We start from the raw sequence: 16545 nt of genomic DNA, 5'->3' as shown, positions 1-16545 counted from the left end.
AAGACACGCGCCGAGCCGTCTCGCGAGGAGGCGTCCGGGCAGGCCGCGGCACGGGCGCCGCCCGCCGTCGTCGCGGCGCCCCGTTACCCGGTCGCGTAATTGACTTTTCTTTCCTGATCAATCTCCGGCTAAACCTTTAATGGATCTCAATTCGGTAAGGGCCGACGCCTTACCTTCGGTGCCAAAAATGGGTCTGCCATTTTATGGAAGCAATACTGCAGACTGTCTCCCGTGGGTGCATCGGTGCTGCCAAGCGGGCCGCCATCGGTAGATCAGGTGGCGGACCTCGTCGCGAAAGGAAGAGAGCGCGGAAGCGTCACCGTCGATGACGTCGCCGCCGCGCTTGACCGATCAGAGTTGCCGTCCGACGCGCTGGAACGCGTCGTGCGCATGCTCGCCGAGAACGGCGTGGAGGTCCTCGAGCCCCAGGGCGACGACGACACCTCCCGCGCCGATGAGGAAGACGTGGGCAAGCGGGCGCCGACCAGCGATCTGGTCCGCATCTACCTGCGGGAGATCGGCCGGGTGCCCTTGCTGACGGCTGAGGAGGAGGTGGAGCTCGCCAAGTCGATCGAAGCCGGCCTGTTCGCCGAGGACAAGCTGGCCAACGGGGTGTCGCGCCTGGCCTTCCCGGAGTTCAGGGAGCTCGTGTGGCAGGGCACGAGGGCCAAGCAGCGCCTCATCGAGGCCAACCTCAGGCTCGTGGTGTCGATCGCCAAGCGGTACGTGGGGCGGGGGATGCTGTTCCTGGACCTGATCCAGGAGGGCAATCTCGGCCTGATCCGCGCGGTGGAGAAGTTCGACTACACCAAGGGCTACAAGTTCTCCACCTACGCCACCTGGTGGATCCGGCAGGCGATCACGAGGGCGATCGCCGACCAGGCCCGCACGATCCGGATCCCCGTCCACATGGTGGAGACGATCAACAAGCTCGTCCGGGTGCAGCGCCAGCTCCACCAGGACCTCGGCCGCGAGCCCGTGCCCGAGGAGATCGCCAAGGAGATGGATCTCCCCGTCGACAGGGTGGTGGAGATCCAGCGCATCGCGCAGGAGCCCGTGTCGCTCCAGTCGCCCATCGGCGAGGAGGACTCCGACCTCGGCGACTTCATCGAGGACGCGGACGCGGTCGTGCCCATGGAGGCCGCCGCCTTCATCATGCTGCAGGACCAGCTCGACGACATCCTGGCCACCCTGTCGGACCGCGAGCAGCGCATCATCCAGCTCCGCTTCGGCCTGGCCGACGGGCATCCGCGCACGCTGGAGGAGGTGGGCAGGGAGTTCGGCGTCACCCGGGAGCGCATCCGGCAGATCGAGTCCAAGACCCTGGCCAAGCTCCGCCATCCGACCAGGGCGCAGATGCTGCGCGACTACCTGGACTGACCGTTCCAGGCGTACGAGGGGCCCGGGGGTTCGCTCCCGGGCCCCTCGTACGCGGGCCGGCTACGAGCAGCCCTCGAACTGGGGGACCGCGAGCGTGGACAGGTCCAGGCCCGCCTTGCCGAACCAGCGGTGCAGCAGCCGCGAGGCCGTGCCGTCCTGGTACATCGCGGTGATGGCCCGGTTGACCTCCTCGCAGCCCTCGACGTCGCCCTTGCGCATGCCGACCCCGGTCCGCTGCTCGTTGAACTGGGCGTGGGCCAGCCTGAGGCCCGAGCCGTCCCGGATGGCCAGGCCGGCCAGGATGACGTCGTTGGTCGTGATGGCGTCCACCTGGTCCTGCTTGAGCGCCGCCAGGCACGCCGCGTAGTCGGGGAACGGCACCACCTGCGCGGCCACCTTGCGCTCCTCGACCACCCGCTGCGCGGCGTTGGAGCCCTTGACCTCGCAGATGCGCCGGCCCTTGAGGTCGCGCACGTTGCGGATGCCGCCCTCGTCGCGCCGCACCAGGATGTCCTGGTAGGAGATGTGGTACGGCCCGGCGAACAGCACCTTCTGCTTGCGGTCCATGCTGATCGTGTACGTGGCCAGCACCAGGTCGGCCCGGCCCGAGGTGATGGCCTTCTCGCGCTCGGCGGCGAGCACCGGCACGAAGCGGACGTCCTTGCCGAGCTTGCGGGCGATGTAGCGGGCCACGTCCACGTCGAAGCCCTCGAACGTGCCGTCGGCCCTGCGGAAGCCCACCGACGGCAGGTCGGGGCGCACCCCGATGACGATCCTGTCCGCGTCGAGGACCGACGTCCGCCCGCCCGCGGCGCACCCGCCCGCCAGCAGGCCGGTGACGGCCAGCAGGGCGGTCAGGCCGAGCGCGACGGGGAAGATCCGCTTCATCGGTACTCCTTGAGTCGGGGCCAGACGCCCGCGAGGATCAGCAGCGCGATGCCGCCGATCCCGAACGGGAGCAGCCGCCACAGGTCGTCCAGCGCCCGCTCGCCGTCGCCGACGGCCCGTCGGAAGGCGGCCTCGTGGCCGCGCGACAGGGCCACCAGGGCGCCGTCGTAGGTGTCGAACGCCTGCCGGACCTCCCCGAGCCGCGCCGCCACGGCGTCGTCGGCCCGCCCGGCCGCCGCGAGAGCGCGGAAGCCGGTGTCGGCCCGCTGGAACGCCTGGTAGGCGCTCAGCGCCTGCTCGCCGTCCCGGCCGCCGAGCCGGTCGCCCATGAGGCCGAGGTAGCCCTGCCTGGAGGCGGCCACGCCGGCGTGGTAGGCGTCGAGGTTGCCCGCCGGCAGGTAGAACACGGTCTGGGCCTTGTCGAGGTAGGTGTGCTCGTAGGTGTCGGCCCGGACCTTGTCCAGCAGGTAGCGGCTCTGGTCGCCCTGCATGCTGTTGCTGATCGCCCGGGCCCGCGCCACGTTGAGCACCGGGTCGAAGCCCTGCGTCTTGGCCACCCGCAGGTCGCGCTCGTCCTGCCCGAGCACGCTCGCCCCGGCCACGAGCGCGACGGCCGTCGCCAGGGTGGCCGCCAGCAACGCGAGCCCGAACACGCGCCGGAAGCGCCGCGCCAGGTACACCTGCAGCCACACCAGGCAGGCCAGCGCCACCAGCCCGGTCACGATCACCACGACCCGCAGCGCGGGCACGACGACGCTCTTGTCGTCGTAGGTGCGCCGCACGATCGTGCCGCTCTCCAGGGTCAGGTTGTACGCCTGGGGGAGCAGGACCAGCCGCATCAGGTCGGTGGCCTGCCGGTAGACCTCGACGACCTTCTCCGGCGGGGCGCCGGCCGGGTGGCGGGCCTGGGAGTCGAGCAGCAGCGCCTGCCCGACCAGCCGCTCGTAGCGGCCGAGCCCGTCGAGCACCGACTGGACGGTGCGCCGCTCGGCGGGGTCGTCGCCGGACAGGGCGAACGCCTTCATCAGCGCGTCGTTGGCCTCGGAGCGCCGCCGCTCGTAGCGGGCCAGCGCCTCCTGCCGCCGCCCGCCGTACCCCTGGCCCATGAGCAGGGCGTCGGCGATCTGCGCGTCCATGTCGCTCAGCCCGAAGTACAGGCCAGCGGTGGCGAGCACCTGGGGGCCGGCGTCGCGCCCGATGACGCGCAGGCCGTCGCGGGCGGCGGCGCTGCCCACCGCGAGCGAGCCGAACAGCAGCGCCAGGGCCGTGACCGTGACGCCGGTGATGACCCGGATCCTGCGGGGCACGCTGCGGCGCGGCGGCGCGGGCGGCCGCACCGCGGGGAGCGCGGCGACCGGGGCCGGCGGGCCCGACGGCGAGGGGCCGGGCGCCGGCGGGGTGGACGGCGGCGGGGCCTGGACGGTGGTCACGGCGTTCCCTCCCTGATCGTGATGACCGTCCACGCGCCCACGTGGATGCGGTCGCCCGGCCCCACCGGGACGGGCACGTTGACGGCGACCGGCTTGCCGTTGACCCGCGTGCCGTTGGCGGAGCCGGGGTCGACGAGCGTCCACGACCCGTCGTGCTGCGCGAGCAGCACCGCGTGCAGGTGGGAGACGCCCGGGTCCTCCGGCGGCCCGGTCAGGTCGATCTCCGGCTTGACCGGGCGCCGGCTGCTGCCGCGCCCGATGCGCACCTGCTCACCGGCGAGCGGGAAGGAACGTTCCGGGCAGTACGGCGGGAAGGCGATCGTGTGCGCGTCGGGGCCGCCCTGGCCGACGACCTCGTCGTAGTAGGCGCGGTCGGCGCCGGTGACCGCCTCCCAGCGGGCGGCGACCACCGGGACGCGGGGCGGCGCGCTGCCGGAGAAGTCGTGGCCGCACACCTCGCAGTACTGGCCGGCGCGCGGCGTCCGGCAGACCGGGCACTCCTCCACCGGCCCCTGGGCCGCCGCGGCGGGGGAGGCCGCACCGGACGGAGCGCCGGCCGGGCCGGCCGCCGGGGCGGCGACCGGGGAGCCGGCCATCTGGGCCCCGCAGACGTCGCAGTAGTCGTCGGCGCCCGAGGCGTGCCCCTGCGGGCAGGAGGCCATCAGGAGCCCTCCCCGCCCTGCCGCAGCCGGCTGGTGCGGACCGAGCCGGTGTCCAGCTCGATCTCGTCGGCCTTGTCCACGTTGCGGCGCAGCCGCGCCGTCCCGTCGCGCGGATCGACCTCGACGACCTTGTCCAGCAGCCGCGCGGTGTCCTCGCGGCCCGACTCGGCCGCGATCCGCCGCGCCTTGGCCAGCCGGGCGGTCGCGACGTCCACGTGGCCCGCGGCCCGCGCGCTCAGCCCCTCCTGGATCAGCTCGTGCAGCTCGGCCTGGCCGGTGTAGTGGGCGACCTTGCCGTTGATCCGGGTGGACTGGGCCAGGTCGTCGGTCCACTGGGCGAGCACGTTGCCGCTGGCCAGCACCTCCTGGGTGTCGGGGCGCACCAGCTTCACCCAGCCGGCGCGGATCTCGGTGCCGATCTGGCCGGGCGGCACCTCCACGCACAGGTGGTACTCACGCTCCTCCGCGCCCCACGAGCCCGTGGGGTAGTCGCCGGTCAGCGGGTTGACGTCGGCGCGCTTGCCGGTCAGGTCGAGCAGCGTGGGGGAGACCTGCTTGACGAACTTCAGCGTCGCGGTCTGCGGCACCCACACCCGCAGCGCCAGCTCGGCCACGGTCTTGCTCATCGACTCCTGGGTGATGCGGTTGAAGAAGGCCGACAGGTCGCTCTGGTTGCGCACGAAGTCGAACGTGCCGAGCAGCGCCTCGGACACCTTGCGCAGCTCGGCCGGCACCCAGTCGGAGCCCACGCCCAGGCTGTCGCACACGAACCGGCCCGAGCAGGCCGACAGGGCGCGGGCGAAGGCGTCGCCGCTCTCGTTGTTCTGCCCGTCGGTCATGAGCAGGGCGTGCCGGATCGCGTCGGGGTGCGCGTCGAGCAGGTCGCGGGCTAGCAGCAGCCACTCGCCGATGGACGTGCCGCCGTTGGCCGACAGCCGGCCGATGGCGGTCTGCGCCTCGGCGCGGGTGGCGCGCGTGGCCCGCGCCATCGTGCGGCCGCGCGGGTAGACCACGCGGGCCGTGTCGGTGCCCGCGATCACCGCGAAGCTCACGCCGTCCCGCAGGGCCTGCACGGCGCTCGCGGCGGCCTGCCGCGCCTCGCGGATCTTGCCGCCGCTCATGGAACCGGACGTGTCCACGATGATCACTTCGGCGGCCTCGGCCGGCACGGACGTCGTCGTCGTGACGGTCCCGGTGGAGGAGACGGTGAGGATCGCGTGGACCTCACGCCCGTCGAGCGGCAGGTACTTGTTCTGGTCGATCTGGAGCGTGAAGGCGGGCTGGTCACCCATGCTGTCCTCCTAGGGGGATCAGGACGATGGTCACGTTGTCGTGGCCGCCGCAGCCGAGCGCGTGGCGCAGCAGCTCGCGGGCCAGGTCGAGGGAGGCGCCGCCCGGGTGGACGGCGGCGCCGGGGACGGTGTGGCCGTCCAGGTAGCGCCACAGGCCGTCGCTGCACACCAGCAGCGACCCGGGGCCGGGCGGTTCGAAGACGCGGACGCTCGGCTTCCAGTCGCCGGCGTCGGCGCCGAGCCACGCGGTGATCTCACCGGTGGCGGTCGCGTGGTCGTCGGTCAGCCGCACCGCGGTCACCGGCCCGCAGCCGTGCGGCAGCCAGTAGACGCGCGTGTCGCCGGCCCAGGCGAGCGTCGCCCGGCCGCCGGAGACGACCGCCGAGACGTACGTGCAGGCCGGGGCGTCGTCCGGGGAGGAACCCAGCTCGGCCACGGCCCGGCCCGCCAGCGCGAACGCCTCCGCCGGGTCCGTCCCGCGGGCCAGCGCCGGTGCCGCGACCCCCACCGCCACGGCCGACGCCTCGTCGGCGCGCGGCGAGCTGCCCACGCCGTCGCACACCACCGCCACGGTGACGTCGCCGGCCTCCAGCAGCGCCATCGCGTCCTCGTTGCGGGCCCGGCGCAGCCCCTTGTGGGTGACTCCGGCCGCGCCGCCGGGGATCGTGAGCTCCGCCTCGTCCCTGCCGGTGGGCTGGCGCAGCCCGCACCGCTCGCAGTAGCCGTCGGCGTCCACCGCCTGCGCGCCGCACGCGGCGCAGGCGGGGGCGTCGAGGCCGTGGCCGCACGCCTCGCAGAAGGCGTGCTCGGCCAGCACCGGGGCCTCGCAGAGGGGGCAGGTCACAGCCACGTCCGGGGGCGTACGGCGTTGGCCCGGTCGATGAGGTCGTGGCGTTCCTGCCGGGTGTCCGCGGCGACGGCCAGGCGGCGGAAGATGCCCTCCAGCCGCTCGCGCAGGCCGCGGTCGGTGAACGGCGCGCCCGCCACGGTGAGCCCGCGCGGCGCCCCGGCTCCCGGCCCCGTCCCGGCTCCCGGCCCCGTTGCGGGTGCGGGTCCCGTCCCGGCTCCCGGTGGTGCGCCCGAGGCGCGCAGCCACGCCAGCGCCGCCTGGAGCAGCTCCGCGGTCATCGCCTCGCGGCGGCGCGGGTCGAGGTCGGTCAGGTCGTCCAGCCGGTCGGCCGCCGCCGCCAGCTCCTCCGGGCGCAGCGCCTCGGGCCGCGGCGCCCGCGCGAGCGACGCCACCAGCGCGAGCTGCGCGGCCACCCGGTGCGAGGAGGTGGGCGGCACCTCGTCCAGCACCCCGGTCCGGCCCGCCCGGGCCAGCCCGAAGGCCGCGCTCACGTACCCGTGGTCGGTGCGCCACACGCTGTCGTACCAGGGGGCGGCGTCCCGGCCCGAGCACTCCAGCGCGAAGGCGAGCGCGAGCTTGGGCGCGCACTCGCCCGGCAGCGTGGAGAAACACGCGTCGAACAGCGGCACGGCCCGCGCCGCCTGCCCGAGCGCGAGCTCCAGCACCCCGCGGTACCAGGTGACCCGCCAGTCGCCGGGCAGCGCGCGCTCGGCGTCGTCGAGGGCCTGGGCGGCCCCCTCGGAGCCCTGCTCGGCCAGCAGCCGGGCCCGGGTGAGCCAGGTCTCGGGGGTCTGCGGCATCGCCGCCACCTGCGTGACGAGCTGGGCGGGGTCGCGCCCGACCAGGCCCGCCAGCGCGCCCGCCGCCGGGTCCTCGGGGTCGGCGAGCGGCACGGGCAGCGCCGCGGCCGCCGCGCGGGGGTCGAGCGGGTCGAACACCAGGCCGGTGTCGGCCGACAGCGCCGCCCCCGCCGCGAGCCGTTCCGGGCCGAACAGCGCCGACGGCGCCGGGTACGTGCGGCCGTCGGCGATCGCGCTGACCTCGCGCAGCACGCCGACGAGCTGCGCCTCCATCTCCTCGGCGCTCTGGAAGCGGGCCGCCGGGTCGGGGGCGGTCGCGCGGCGCAGCAGCCGGATGAACGACTCGGTGCCGAAGCTGTCGGGCAGCGGCGTCTCGGCGCCGTTCCTGGCCGGGCTGAACGACGGGATGGCCATGACCGCCAGCGTCCGCCCCACCGTGTACAGGTCGGAGGCCACCGATGCGGGCCGGGTGTCCAGCTCGGGCGCGTGGTAGCCGAGCGTGGCCCACGACGAGCCCGCCGGGGAGCCGATGCGCTGGACCGCGCCCAGGTCGATGAGCCTGAGCTGCTTGCCGACCCGGATCACGTTGGCCGGCTTCAGGTCGCAGTAGACCAGGCCCTGCTCGTGCAGGTACGCGAACGCGCGCAGGATCTCGCGGCCGTACATGAGGGTCTCGCGCAGCGGCTGCGGCCCCTGGCGGCGCAGCTCGTGCAGCGACTGGCCGCCCACGTACTCCATGACGATGTAGTCGAGGCCGGCCTGCCGCTGGAAGTTGAAGATCTTGACGATGTTGGGGTGGTCGACCGTGGTGAGGAAGCGCCGCTCGGCCTCGGCCGCCGCCAGCGCCTCGGCGTCGGCGGTGTTGAGCAGGCCCTTGAGCACCACCCAGCGGCCGTCGAGGTTCTCGTCGGCGGCCAGGTAGACCCAGCCGAGGCCGCCGTGCGCCAGGCAGCCCAGCACCCGGTACTGGCCGCCGACCAGGTCGCCCTTGCCGAGCTTGGGCGTGAACGAGAACTCGCGCCGGCAGTGCGGGCAGAACCCGGCGGTCAGCCCCGGCCGGCCGCCCCGCGAGCGGCCGATCGGCTTGCCGCAGTCGGGGTTGGAGCAGAAGCGCTTGTCCTCGGGCACCTCGGGGTTGGCCATGACGGCGGCGGCCGGGTCCCGGTAGGGCACCGAGGGCAGGTCGGCCAGCTCGGGCAGGGCCCCGGCGCGGGAGCGGCCGGTGCTGACCGGGCCGGTGAGCGGGCGGCTGGGGGTGGGCGCGTCGTACCCGGGGAAGCCACCGCCGGCCTGGGACGACGTGGCTCCCGCGCCGGCCGCGCCCGAGCCGGTCCCCGCACCCGCCACGGGCGCGCCCGTGCCCGTGCCCGTCCCCGTGCCCGTGCCCGTCCCCGTGCCCGTGTCCGCGCCGGTTGCGGCGGGCGGCCCGGATAAGGGGGCCGCCTGAGTCTCGGGGTGGCCGCACAGGTCGCAGTAGCCGTCCTCGATCGTGCCCGTGCAACCGGGCTGCCGACATGCGCTCATCGGCCACCTCCGTGGATCGCGCGCTGGTACAGGTCGACGGCGTGCGCCGCCTTCGTCAGGTCGCAGGGCGCGGTCCACAACAGCAGCCGCGCCCGCTCGTAGAGCCGGGTCGCCTCGGGGTCCTCCGCCGTGCCCTTGCGCACCGCCATGGCCTGGCAGGCCCCCAGCCGGCCGCGCAGCTCGTCGCGCCTGCCGAGCAGGCCGTACATCGCCGCGGCCGTGGCCCGCGCCTGGTCGGCGGCCTGCCGCGCCGCCTGCTCCAGGGCGGCCAGCCGGCGGGCCCGGGCGAGCCAGTCGTCGGCGGAGGCGTCGAGCAGGGCCAGCTCGTCGCTCAGGGTGTCCACGCGGGTGCGCGGCACGGCGCTGGCCGGCAGGGCGATCTTCGCGACCACCGCGCCGTGGGCCAGCCGGGCCTCGCTCTCGGCGGCCCGTACCCGGTCCAGCGCGGCGGCCAGGTCCTCGCGGCGCCGGCCGTACTCGCGCCTGGCCCGCAGCGCCTCCTCCAGGTCCGTGCGGTGGGCGGCGAGGAGGCGGTCGATCCGGTCGAGGTCCTGGGGGGACGGTGGCGCGCCCAGGGGGTCCTCCACGACGGACACCCGCATCCGCCGCAACTCCCCGGCCACCCCTGCCGCCACGCCCGCCGCCATGCCCGCCGGCCCGGGTTCCGCCATCACACCCGCCGCCCCGTGAGCACCGGCGGTCCCGTGGGCTCCGTCGGCCCCCGCAGCTGCGGCCGTCCCTAGTCCGGCGGCCCCCTGAGCCCCGGAAGTCCCGCGGGCTCCGGTGTCGGGCGCGTCCAGCTCCCGCTGGAGGGCGGTCACCTCGCGTAACAGCGCGTCGGCCGCGTCCAGCCGGGGCAGCGCCGCCGACCAGACGGCGTCGATGTCCGCCAGCACGTCCGTGACCTCCTGGAAGGAGGCGTCCATGCGGGCGACGGCCTCGTCGAGGCTGAGCCGCTCGTCCCGCTCGGGCAGCAGCGAGCGCTGCTCGACCGGCTTGACCGCGGCCGTCAGCACCACCGAGGGGCCGGCCAGCAGGTTCGTCAGGGCGGAGAGCTGCTCGGAGCCGAGCCGCCCGCGCGACGCCCTGATCTGCTCGGCGTCGCGCAGGACGCCCCGGTAGGCGTCGTACAGCGTCCACAGCGCGGTCAGGGCGGCCTGGCCGGCGGCCCAGCGGCGCTGGGTGAGGCCCCGCAGCGGCGCGCCCTTGAGGAGTTGGTAGGTGGTGTGTGACTCGAGGTCGAGCAGGTGTCCCGAGATGCGGTCGCGCTCCTCGGTCCGGGCACGCAGCGCGTACTCGGCCCCTTCCCTGCTCATGGGTGGTCCCAGGCTCATCCCGCTCCCCCTGAAGAGGGTCCCCGATCCCCCGCTTTTACCGGCTTAACGGGAGTCGTGATCGGTTGGTTCCGGCAACTGGGGGAGGTCCCTGACATGACCCTGATTGAACCCTGTGTCACCTGCAAGACGCTTAAAGGATCTTTTATCGTCAAAGCATGGGACGCATTCTTCTGATCGCCGCGGCCGTTCTCGCCGCGCTGGTACTCATCGGCCCGCTCCTGGGTCTCGCCTTCACCCTGCTGAAGTGGGGTCTCATCATCGGCCTCGTCGCCGCAGGCGTAATGCTTGTGTCAAAGTGGACGAAGAGGACATAGCTTCCGCGCGCCGGTCGGCGCATAGTAAATGAATGGATGCGCGGCCAGCGGTCGACGACGCCGCGCTCGGGCGTGAGGCGCTGTCCGTGCTCGACGCGAACTGGACGGGGACCGCCACCGTGCCCGCGCCCGGCCTCTATCCCCACCAGTGGAGCTGGGACTCCGCGTTCGTGGCGATCGGCCTCGCCCGGCACCGCCCCGACAGGTCCCGCGCCGAGCTCCTCAGCCTCCTCGCCGGGCAGTGGGCGACCGGGATGGTCCCGCACATCGTCTTCCACACGCCCGAGGCGTACTTCCCCGGGCCGTCCGTCTGGCGCTCGCACGACCACGACGCGGCGCCCCGCGTGCTCACCTCCGGTCTCACCGCGCCACCCGTCCACGGGCTCGCCCTGTGGTGGATCTACCGGCACACCGGGGACGTCGAGTTCGTGCGGCGTGCCTTCCCGTCGCTGGTCGCGCAGCACCGCTACCTCGCCGCCGCCCGCGACCTCGGCGGGGCCGGGCTCGCCGCGATCGTCCATCCCTGGGAGTCCGGGATGGACGACAGTCCCGCCTGGGACCAGCCGCTCGCCGCCCTGCCCGAGATCCGGTACGGCTACCGCAACCTCGACCTCGACGAACGCCACCCCGACAGCGACCACGACCGGTACGTCTGGCTCGCCCTGCGCTACCGCGACGCCGGCTACCGGGCCGAGTACCTGCGCGACGAGCACCCGTTCGCCATCGAGTGCCCGCTGTTCAACGGCATCTGGCTGGCCTCCTGCCAGGCGCTGGCCGAGCTCGCGCCGCTCGCCCGCGCCGACCCCGGTCCGCACGCCGAGCAGGCCGAGCGGATCCGGCGCGGCCTGCTGGAGCGCCTGTGGGACGGCTGCTTCTACGCCCGCGACCTGCGTGCCGACCGGCTCATCCCGATCTGCACGGTCGGCGGGTTCGGGCCGCTGCTCGACCCCTGGCTGCCCGGCGAGCACGTCGGCGCGCTCGTCGACGTGCTCCAGTCGGCCCGCTTCATGGGCGCGACCGGCTATCCGGTGCCGAGCTGCGAGATCCGCGCGTCCCAGTTCGACCGCACCCGCTACTGGCGCGGGCCCTCCTGGGTGAACACCAACTGGCTGCTGCGCCGCGCCGCCTCCGTGCACGGCCTCGGACCGCTGCGCGACCAGCTCACCGGCGGCACGCTGCGCCTCGTCCGCCAGGCCGGGTTCCGGGAGTGCTTCGACCCGTTCGACGGCAGCGGGCGCGGCTGCCGCGACTTCTCGTGGAGCGCCGCGCTCACCCTCGACCTGCTCGCCGATAACGTGGGGGCATGAGCCTGCTGCGCCGCCTGCCCTCCGACGTCCGCAAGTCCCTGGCCACCGAGCCGGGGGAGCGGGTGCTCACCTTCGCCGGGTCCGACGGCGGCTACGTGGTCGCGACCGACCGCGCCCTGTTCCTGTCCGACGGCACGCGGGTGCCGTACGAGACGGTCGACAAGGCGTCGTGGGACGAGGAGGGGCTGCGGGTCCTCACCATGGACGGCGCCTGGCACCGCGAGCGCATCGCCGAGCCGCGGCTGCTGCCCGAGACCGTGCGGGAGCGGGTCAACTCCACGATCATCGTCAACAAGCACGTGTCGCTGCCCGGGCGGGGCGGCGTGCGGCTGGTCGCCCGGCGCCGGCCCGGCGGCGACATGCTCGGCTGGACGCTCGTCTTCGACGACGGTCTCGACCCCACCGACCCGGGGCTACGGGCCCAGGCCGAACAGGCCCTGGAGGGCGTACGGCGGAGCATGGGAGTCTGAGCGCGAAGATCAGGACGGCGGGGGAGGGCCGGGCGGGCGCGTGGGCGGCCTGAAGGTGCCGCCGCACACGCCCGTCGATCTCCCGGGGGGCCGGCCGTCCGGCGACCGGTGCGCGCGGGGACGCGCCCGTCCGGTCAGTAGGGGATGCCGGTCTCGTCGGGCTTCTTCTGCCCCGCGGTGTCCTCGGGCCAGCCGGTGCCGGAGTCGTGGTCCTGGCCGCCCAGGAAGGGGATCTTCTCCTGCAGCGTGCCGCCGACCCGGTCGCGGGCCACACCGGCCACCTTCGACACCTGCGCGCCCACGACGCCCGCGGCTTCCTGAACCCTCGGGTCGTCGGCCACACGCTGGGCCATCTTCTTGATCTGCTCGTACCGCTCGCGACCCGCCCGGCTGCCGAGCACGTACCCGACCGCCATACCGACGGCGAATGTCATTCGATATCGCATTTCGCACCTCCGCTGACACCGGGCCTACCCCGATGACGATGCGACACGCACTCCAGGAGTGCGCTAATCTAGTCCTGCGCCGAACGGAAGGGGCCGAAAAGCCCGCCGCTCAGCGCGAACGAGCGATCCCGCGTAGCTCAACGGCAGAGCAGCCGGCTGTTAACCGGCAGGTTATAGGTTCGAGTCCTATCGCGGGAGCTTGTCAGTCCTGCGGGACATGGCTCAGGCCCCCTACCTGGAGACAGGCTAGGGGGCCTGAGTCGTTCCGGGAGTTGCCACGCGGTCGACTCGTCGCTCCCGAAGACGGCGTTCATGGTTCAAGACCGTGGACGACGGGTCGGGCTCCGAAGGCCTTCAGGGGCCGGGCAGCCACGAGACCGCCCAGCGGCGTCATGGTGAGGACAGGTCAATCCTCCGTGTGGTGGAGATCCGATCCCTGACATGTCTCTGATCCGGCCAGTGAGCCCCGTCCTCCTCAGGGGCGCGGCTTTCGCATGGCCGGGGGATGTCGGCGCAGCACTCCGGCCGTCCAGGAGGGAGCTGTGGACTGCGCCGACAGTTCACCCTTTGTAGCGGTAAGGTCACACTTTCTTGCATATGCAGTGACAAGCCAGGGCCGAGCCGCCAGGATGGGGTGGCCGCGGACAGGCCGACGGCGGTGCGGAGAGGGGCGCCGCCGGCAGGAGCGTGCCGCCGACCCGGAATCGGCGGGGTGCTTCGTGAGAGAGAAGTGCTGGTTTCTGCGTGCGTACCTGGATCAGATCTCTCCGTCCCTTCGACTCGATCGCCGTGCAGACGCTCATCGAGCGGACCATCGACGTCCGCGAGGCCGAGCGCTTCATCAGGCTCTTCCACGCGGAGAACCCCGCCGCGGGGCCTCCGCACGCCCGGCTGCGCGAGGTGGCCGCCGACATCGCGCGGTACGGCACCTACGCGCACACCTTCGCCGAGCTGGAGTTCGGCGCCCGGGTGGCCTGGCGCAACAGCAGCCGCTGCATCGGCCGCCTGTACTGGCGTTCGCTGCGGGTGCGCGACCGGCGGCAGGTCACCAGCGCCGAGGGCGTCGCGATCGAATGCGTGGAACACCTGCGGGAGGCCACCAACGGCGGCCGGATCCGGCCCGCCATCACCGTGTTCGCCCCGGACGTGCCCGGCCGGCCCGGGCCCCGGATCCTCAACGAGCAGCTCATCCGCTACGCCGGATACCGCACCGCCGACGGGCGGGTGGTCGGCGACCCGCGCCAGGCCGACTTCACGGACCTGGTCAGGGCGTCGGGGTGGCGTGGCGCGGGGAGCCGGTTCGACGTGCTGCCGCTGGTCGTGCGGTCCGGGCGCGGCGGGCCGCTGCTGTGCACCCTGCCGGGCGACGCCGTGCTGGAGGTGCCGATCGTGCACCCGCACTACCCATGGTTCGAGGAGCTCGGGCTGCGCTGGCACGCCGTGCCGGCCATCTCGGACCTGTGCCTGGAGATCGGCGGGATCTGCTACCCGTGCGCGCCGTTCAACGGCTGGTACATGGGCGCGGAGATCGGCGCCCGCAACCTGGCCGACGTGGACCGCTACGACCAGCTCCCGGTGGTGGCGGCCCGGCTCGGGCTCGACACCTCCACCGAGCGGTCGCTGTGGCGCGACCACGCGCTGGTGGAGCTGAACGTGGCCGTGCTGCACTCCTTCGAACGGGCGGGGGTGACGATGACCGACCACCACACCGAGGCGCGGCGCTTCCTGACGCACCTGGCGCGCGAGGAGAAGGCGGGACGGGTCTGCCCGGCGGACTGGTCGTGGATCGTGCCGCCGATCTCCGGCGGGGCCACTCCGGTGTTCCACCGCTACTACGACAATCCGGCGCTCACCCCGGCCTTCGTACGCCACAAGTGACCCCCGGCTTGCCCGCCGCGGCTAGAACATGATTCGGTTCACCTATGGACGAACTCGTGCTCTCCTCCACCGACCGGGGCGTGCTGACCCTGACCTTCAACCGTCCCGACCGGCTCAACGCGTGGACGGTCCCGATGGGGCGGCGCTACTTCGACCTGCTGGAGGAGGCCGCGAAGGACCCGGCCGTGCGGGCGATCGTGGTCACCGGCGCGGGGCGCGGCTTCTGCGCGGGCGCCGATTTCGGCACGCTGGGCGAGATCCGCGACGGCAGCCACGACGAGGAGCTCGATCCGCGGCCGAACACGTTCCCCACGACCATCGGCAAGCCGATCGTCGCCGCGGTCAACGGCGCGTGCGCCGGCCTCGGGATGGTCCACGCCCTCGTCTGCGACGTGGTCCTCACCGCCGACGAGGCGAAGTGGACCACCGCCTTCGCGCGCCGCGGCCTGATCGCGGAGTACGGCCTTGCATGGGTGCTGCCCCGGCTCATGGGGCAGCAGCGCGCCATGGACGTCCTGCTGTCGGCCCGGGTCTTCACCGGGCGGGAGGCGTACGAGATGGGGCTGGTCAACCGGTCGGTGCCGGGGGAGCGGCTGCTCGCCGAGGCGCAGGGGTACGCCCGGGAGCTGGCGGAGCACAGCTCGCCCGCGTCGATGGCGGTGATCAAGCGGCAGGTGTGGCACGACTGGGAGGTCACGCTGGCCGAGTCGGCCGCGAGCGCGTTCACCGAGATGGTGGCCTCGTTCGGGCGGCCCGACTTCGCGGAGGGCGTCGCGTCGTTCCTGGAGCGACGCCCTCCGAACTTCCCGGCTCTCTGAGTCAGGCGCGGCGGCGGGCGCCCGGGCTCGGGACCGCGGGCAGGAAGCGCGGGGCGCGCCAGCCCCGCTCCGCGTACGCGGCGGCCACGCTCTCCTGGACGCTGCCGAGGCGGTCCTCGGCCACCAGGGCGATCGCCGAGCCGCCGAACCCGCCGCCCGTCATGCGCGCGCCGCGCGCCCCGCCGCGGACGGCGGCCTCGACCGCGACGTCCAGCTCCGGCGACGACACCTCGTACTGGTCGCGCAGCGACAGGTGCGAGGCGTTGAGCAGCGCGCCGATCTCCGTGACGGCGCCCGCCCGCAGCAGGCCGACCAGCGCCTCGACCCGGTGGTTCTCCGTGACGACGTGCATGGTGCGCTTGCGCTCGTCGCCCTGCAGCCGCTCCAGCGCGCCGGCCAGGTCGGTGACGTCGCGCAGCGCCTCGACGCCGAGTTTGCGGGCCGCCGACTCGCACTCGGCGCGCCGCTTGGCGTACTCGCCGCCCGCGTGCTCGTGGTGGACGCCCGTGTCGACGATGAGGATGCGCAGCCCGTGGGAGGCCAGGTCGAGGGGGATGTTGCGCGATCCCAGCGAGCGGCAGTCGAGGAACAGCGCGTGGCCCTCCTCGCCGAGCGCCGAGGCGGCCTGGTCCATGATGCCGCAGGGCATGCCGACGAAGTCGTTCTCGGCCCGCTGCGACAGCAGGGCCAGCTCCATGGGCGTCATGCCGAGGCCGTGCAGGTCGTTCAGCGCGCAGGCGACGGCGACCTCCAGGGCGGCGCTGGAGCTGAGCCCGGCGCCCTGCGGCACGTCGCCGTCGATCGCGATGTCGGCGCCCGGCACCGGCTCGCCCAGCCGGTCGGCCAGCATGGCGAGCACACCCACGACGTAGCGGGTCCAGCCGCGCGCGTCCTCGTGCCGTTCGATCGTGACCGGCCCGCCGTCCGACTGGAGGGACAGCAGCCGGACCGTGTGGTCGGCGCGCGGCGTGACGGCGGCCGTGACGCCCCACGGCACGGCGAAGGGCAGCACGAACCCGTCGTTGTAGTCGGTGTGCTCACCGATCAGGTTGACGCGGCCGGGCGCGTGCCAGACCGTCCGCGGGTCCGCGCCGAACGCCGCGCGGAAAGCTTCAACAACGCGCATAACCAAACACTCCTCAACAAGGG

15 protein-coding genes and 1 tRNA gene are annotated in these 16545 nt (G+C 73.7%); 7 read left to right on the top strand and 9 right to left on the bottom strand.

What is annotated here, in order from left to right; translation table 11 throughout:
* Positions 1-276: 276 nt before the first annotated feature.
* Positions 277-1380: an RNA polymerase sigma factor RpoD gene (gene rpoD / locus HT134_RS09130; RefSeq protein ID WP_376768074.1), complete on the top strand. Its 1104-nt coding sequence runs from the start codon at positions 277-279 to the stop codon at positions 1378-1380.
* Between the two features lie 60 nt (positions 1381-1440).
* Here the strand turns inward: rpoD and HT134_RS09125 are convergent, their stop codons facing one another.
* The 7 genes from HT134_RS09125 to HT134_RS09095 are packed head-to-tail and all read right to left on the bottom strand — an operon-like array spanning position 1441 to position 10142.
* Entirely contained in the window at positions 1441-2268 is an 828-nt protein-coding gene (locus HT134_RS09125) for a glutamate ABC transporter substrate-binding protein (protein WP_175599700.1), read from the bottom strand.
* Entirely contained in the window at positions 2265-3698 is a 1434-nt protein-coding gene (locus HT134_RS09120) for a GlnX family signal transduction membrane protein (RefSeq protein ID WP_175599699.1), read from the bottom strand. The genes HT134_RS09125 and HT134_RS09120 overlap by 4 nt, the downstream gene beginning before the upstream one ends.
* Positions 3695-4360 carry an FHA domain-containing protein gene (locus tag HT134_RS09115; RefSeq protein WP_175599698.1) on the bottom strand — a complete coding sequence of 222 codons (666 nt, stop codon included), beginning with the start codon at positions 4358-4360 and terminating at the stop codon, positions 3695-3697. The genes HT134_RS09120 and HT134_RS09115 overlap by 4 nt, the downstream gene beginning before the upstream one ends.
* A complete protein-coding gene (locus tag HT134_RS09110; protein WP_175599697.1) occupies positions 4360-5652 on the bottom strand; it encodes a vWA domain-containing protein in 1293 nt (430 codons plus the stop codon). Before HT134_RS09110 ends, HT134_RS09115 begins: the two co-directional genes overlap by 1 nt.
* Positions 5645-6502 carry a PP2C family protein-serine/threonine phosphatase gene (locus HT134_RS09105; RefSeq protein ID WP_217707250.1) on the bottom strand — a complete coding sequence of 286 codons (858 nt, stop codon included), beginning with the start codon at positions 6500-6502 and terminating at the stop codon, positions 5645-5647. The genes HT134_RS09110 and HT134_RS09105 overlap by 8 nt, the downstream gene beginning before the upstream one ends.
* The gene (locus tag HT134_RS09100; protein WP_175599696.1) at positions 6493-8826 is read right to left on the bottom strand and encodes a serine/threonine-protein kinase; all 2334 of its coding nucleotides are present in this window, start codon (positions 8824-8826) and stop codon (positions 6493-6495) included. Before HT134_RS09100 ends, HT134_RS09105 begins: the two co-directional genes overlap by 10 nt.
* Positions 8823-10142, bottom strand: a complete 1320-nt coding sequence (locus HT134_RS09095) for a hypothetical protein (RefSeq protein ID WP_175599695.1) — start codon at positions 10140-10142, stop codon at positions 8823-8825. The genes HT134_RS09100 and HT134_RS09095 overlap by 4 nt, the downstream gene beginning before the upstream one ends.
* 176 nt (positions 10143-10318) lie before the next feature.
* On the opposite strand from HT134_RS09095, the gene HT134_RS09090 reads away from it, so the two are divergent.
* From HT134_RS09090 to HT134_RS09080, 3 genes are read left to right on the top strand one after another with little or no spacing between them, the layout of a single operon-like run.
* Positions 10319-10477: a hypothetical protein gene (locus tag HT134_RS09090; RefSeq protein WP_175599694.1), complete on the top strand. Its 159-nt coding sequence runs from the start codon at positions 10319-10321 to the stop codon at positions 10475-10477.
* 32 nt (positions 10478-10509) lie between these two features.
* Positions 10510-11784 (top strand): amylo-alpha-1,6-glucosidase, encoded by a 1275-nt coding sequence (locus HT134_RS09085; RefSeq protein WP_175599693.1) that lies wholly within the window; start codon positions 10510-10512, stop codon positions 11782-11784.
* Positions 11781-12254, top strand: a complete 474-nt coding sequence (locus HT134_RS09080; RefSeq protein ID WP_175589120.1) for a hypothetical protein — start codon at positions 11781-11783, stop codon at positions 12252-12254. The genes HT134_RS09085 and HT134_RS09080 overlap by 4 nt, the downstream gene beginning before the upstream one ends.
* A 134-nt stretch (positions 12255-12388) precedes the next feature.
* Here the strand turns inward: HT134_RS09080 and HT134_RS09075 are convergent, their stop codons facing one another.
* Positions 12389-12700 carry a YtxH domain-containing protein gene (locus HT134_RS09075; protein ID WP_175599692.1) on the bottom strand — a complete coding sequence of 104 codons (312 nt, stop codon included), beginning with the start codon at positions 12698-12700 and terminating at the stop codon, positions 12389-12391.
* Between the two features lie 126 nt (positions 12701-12826).
* On the opposite strand from HT134_RS09075, the gene HT134_RS09070 reads away from it, so the two are divergent.
* The 3 genes from HT134_RS09070 to HT134_RS09060 all read left to right on the top strand — a co-directional run bounded on the left by HT134_RS09070 (position 12827) and on the right by HT134_RS09060 (position 15396).
* Positions 12827-12898: transfer RNA gene (locus HT134_RS09070), tRNA-Asn, on the top strand.
* Between the two features lie 546 nt (positions 12899-13444).
* Positions 13445-14578, top strand: coding sequence for a nitric oxide synthase oxygenase (locus HT134_RS09065; RefSeq protein WP_175599691.1), 1134 nt, complete (start codon positions 13445-13447; stop codon positions 14576-14578).
* Positions 14579-14622: 44 nt separating this feature from the next.
* Positions 14623-15396 carry an enoyl-CoA hydratase-related protein gene (locus tag HT134_RS09060; RefSeq protein ID WP_175599690.1) on the top strand — a complete coding sequence of 258 codons (774 nt, stop codon included), beginning with the start codon at positions 14623-14625 and terminating at the stop codon, positions 15394-15396.
* A gap of 1 nt (position 15397) precedes the next feature.
* Here HT134_RS09060 and galK read toward each other — a convergent pair whose 3' ends face one another.
* The gene (gene galK / locus HT134_RS09055; RefSeq protein ID WP_175599689.1) at positions 15398-16522 is read right to left on the bottom strand and encodes a galactokinase; all 1125 of its coding nucleotides are present in this window, start codon (positions 16520-16522) and stop codon (positions 15398-15400) included.
* Between the last annotated feature and the right edge of the window lie 23 nt (positions 16523-16545).

This window comes from Nonomuraea rhodomycinica, assembly GCF_013363995.1.
GTDB lineage: Bacteria > Actinomycetota > Actinomycetes > Streptosporangiales > Streptosporangiaceae > Nonomuraea > Nonomuraea rhodomycinica.
The sequence above is the reverse complement of the archived record's forward strand: the minus strand, read 5'-3'. Positions and strand labels throughout refer to the sequence as shown.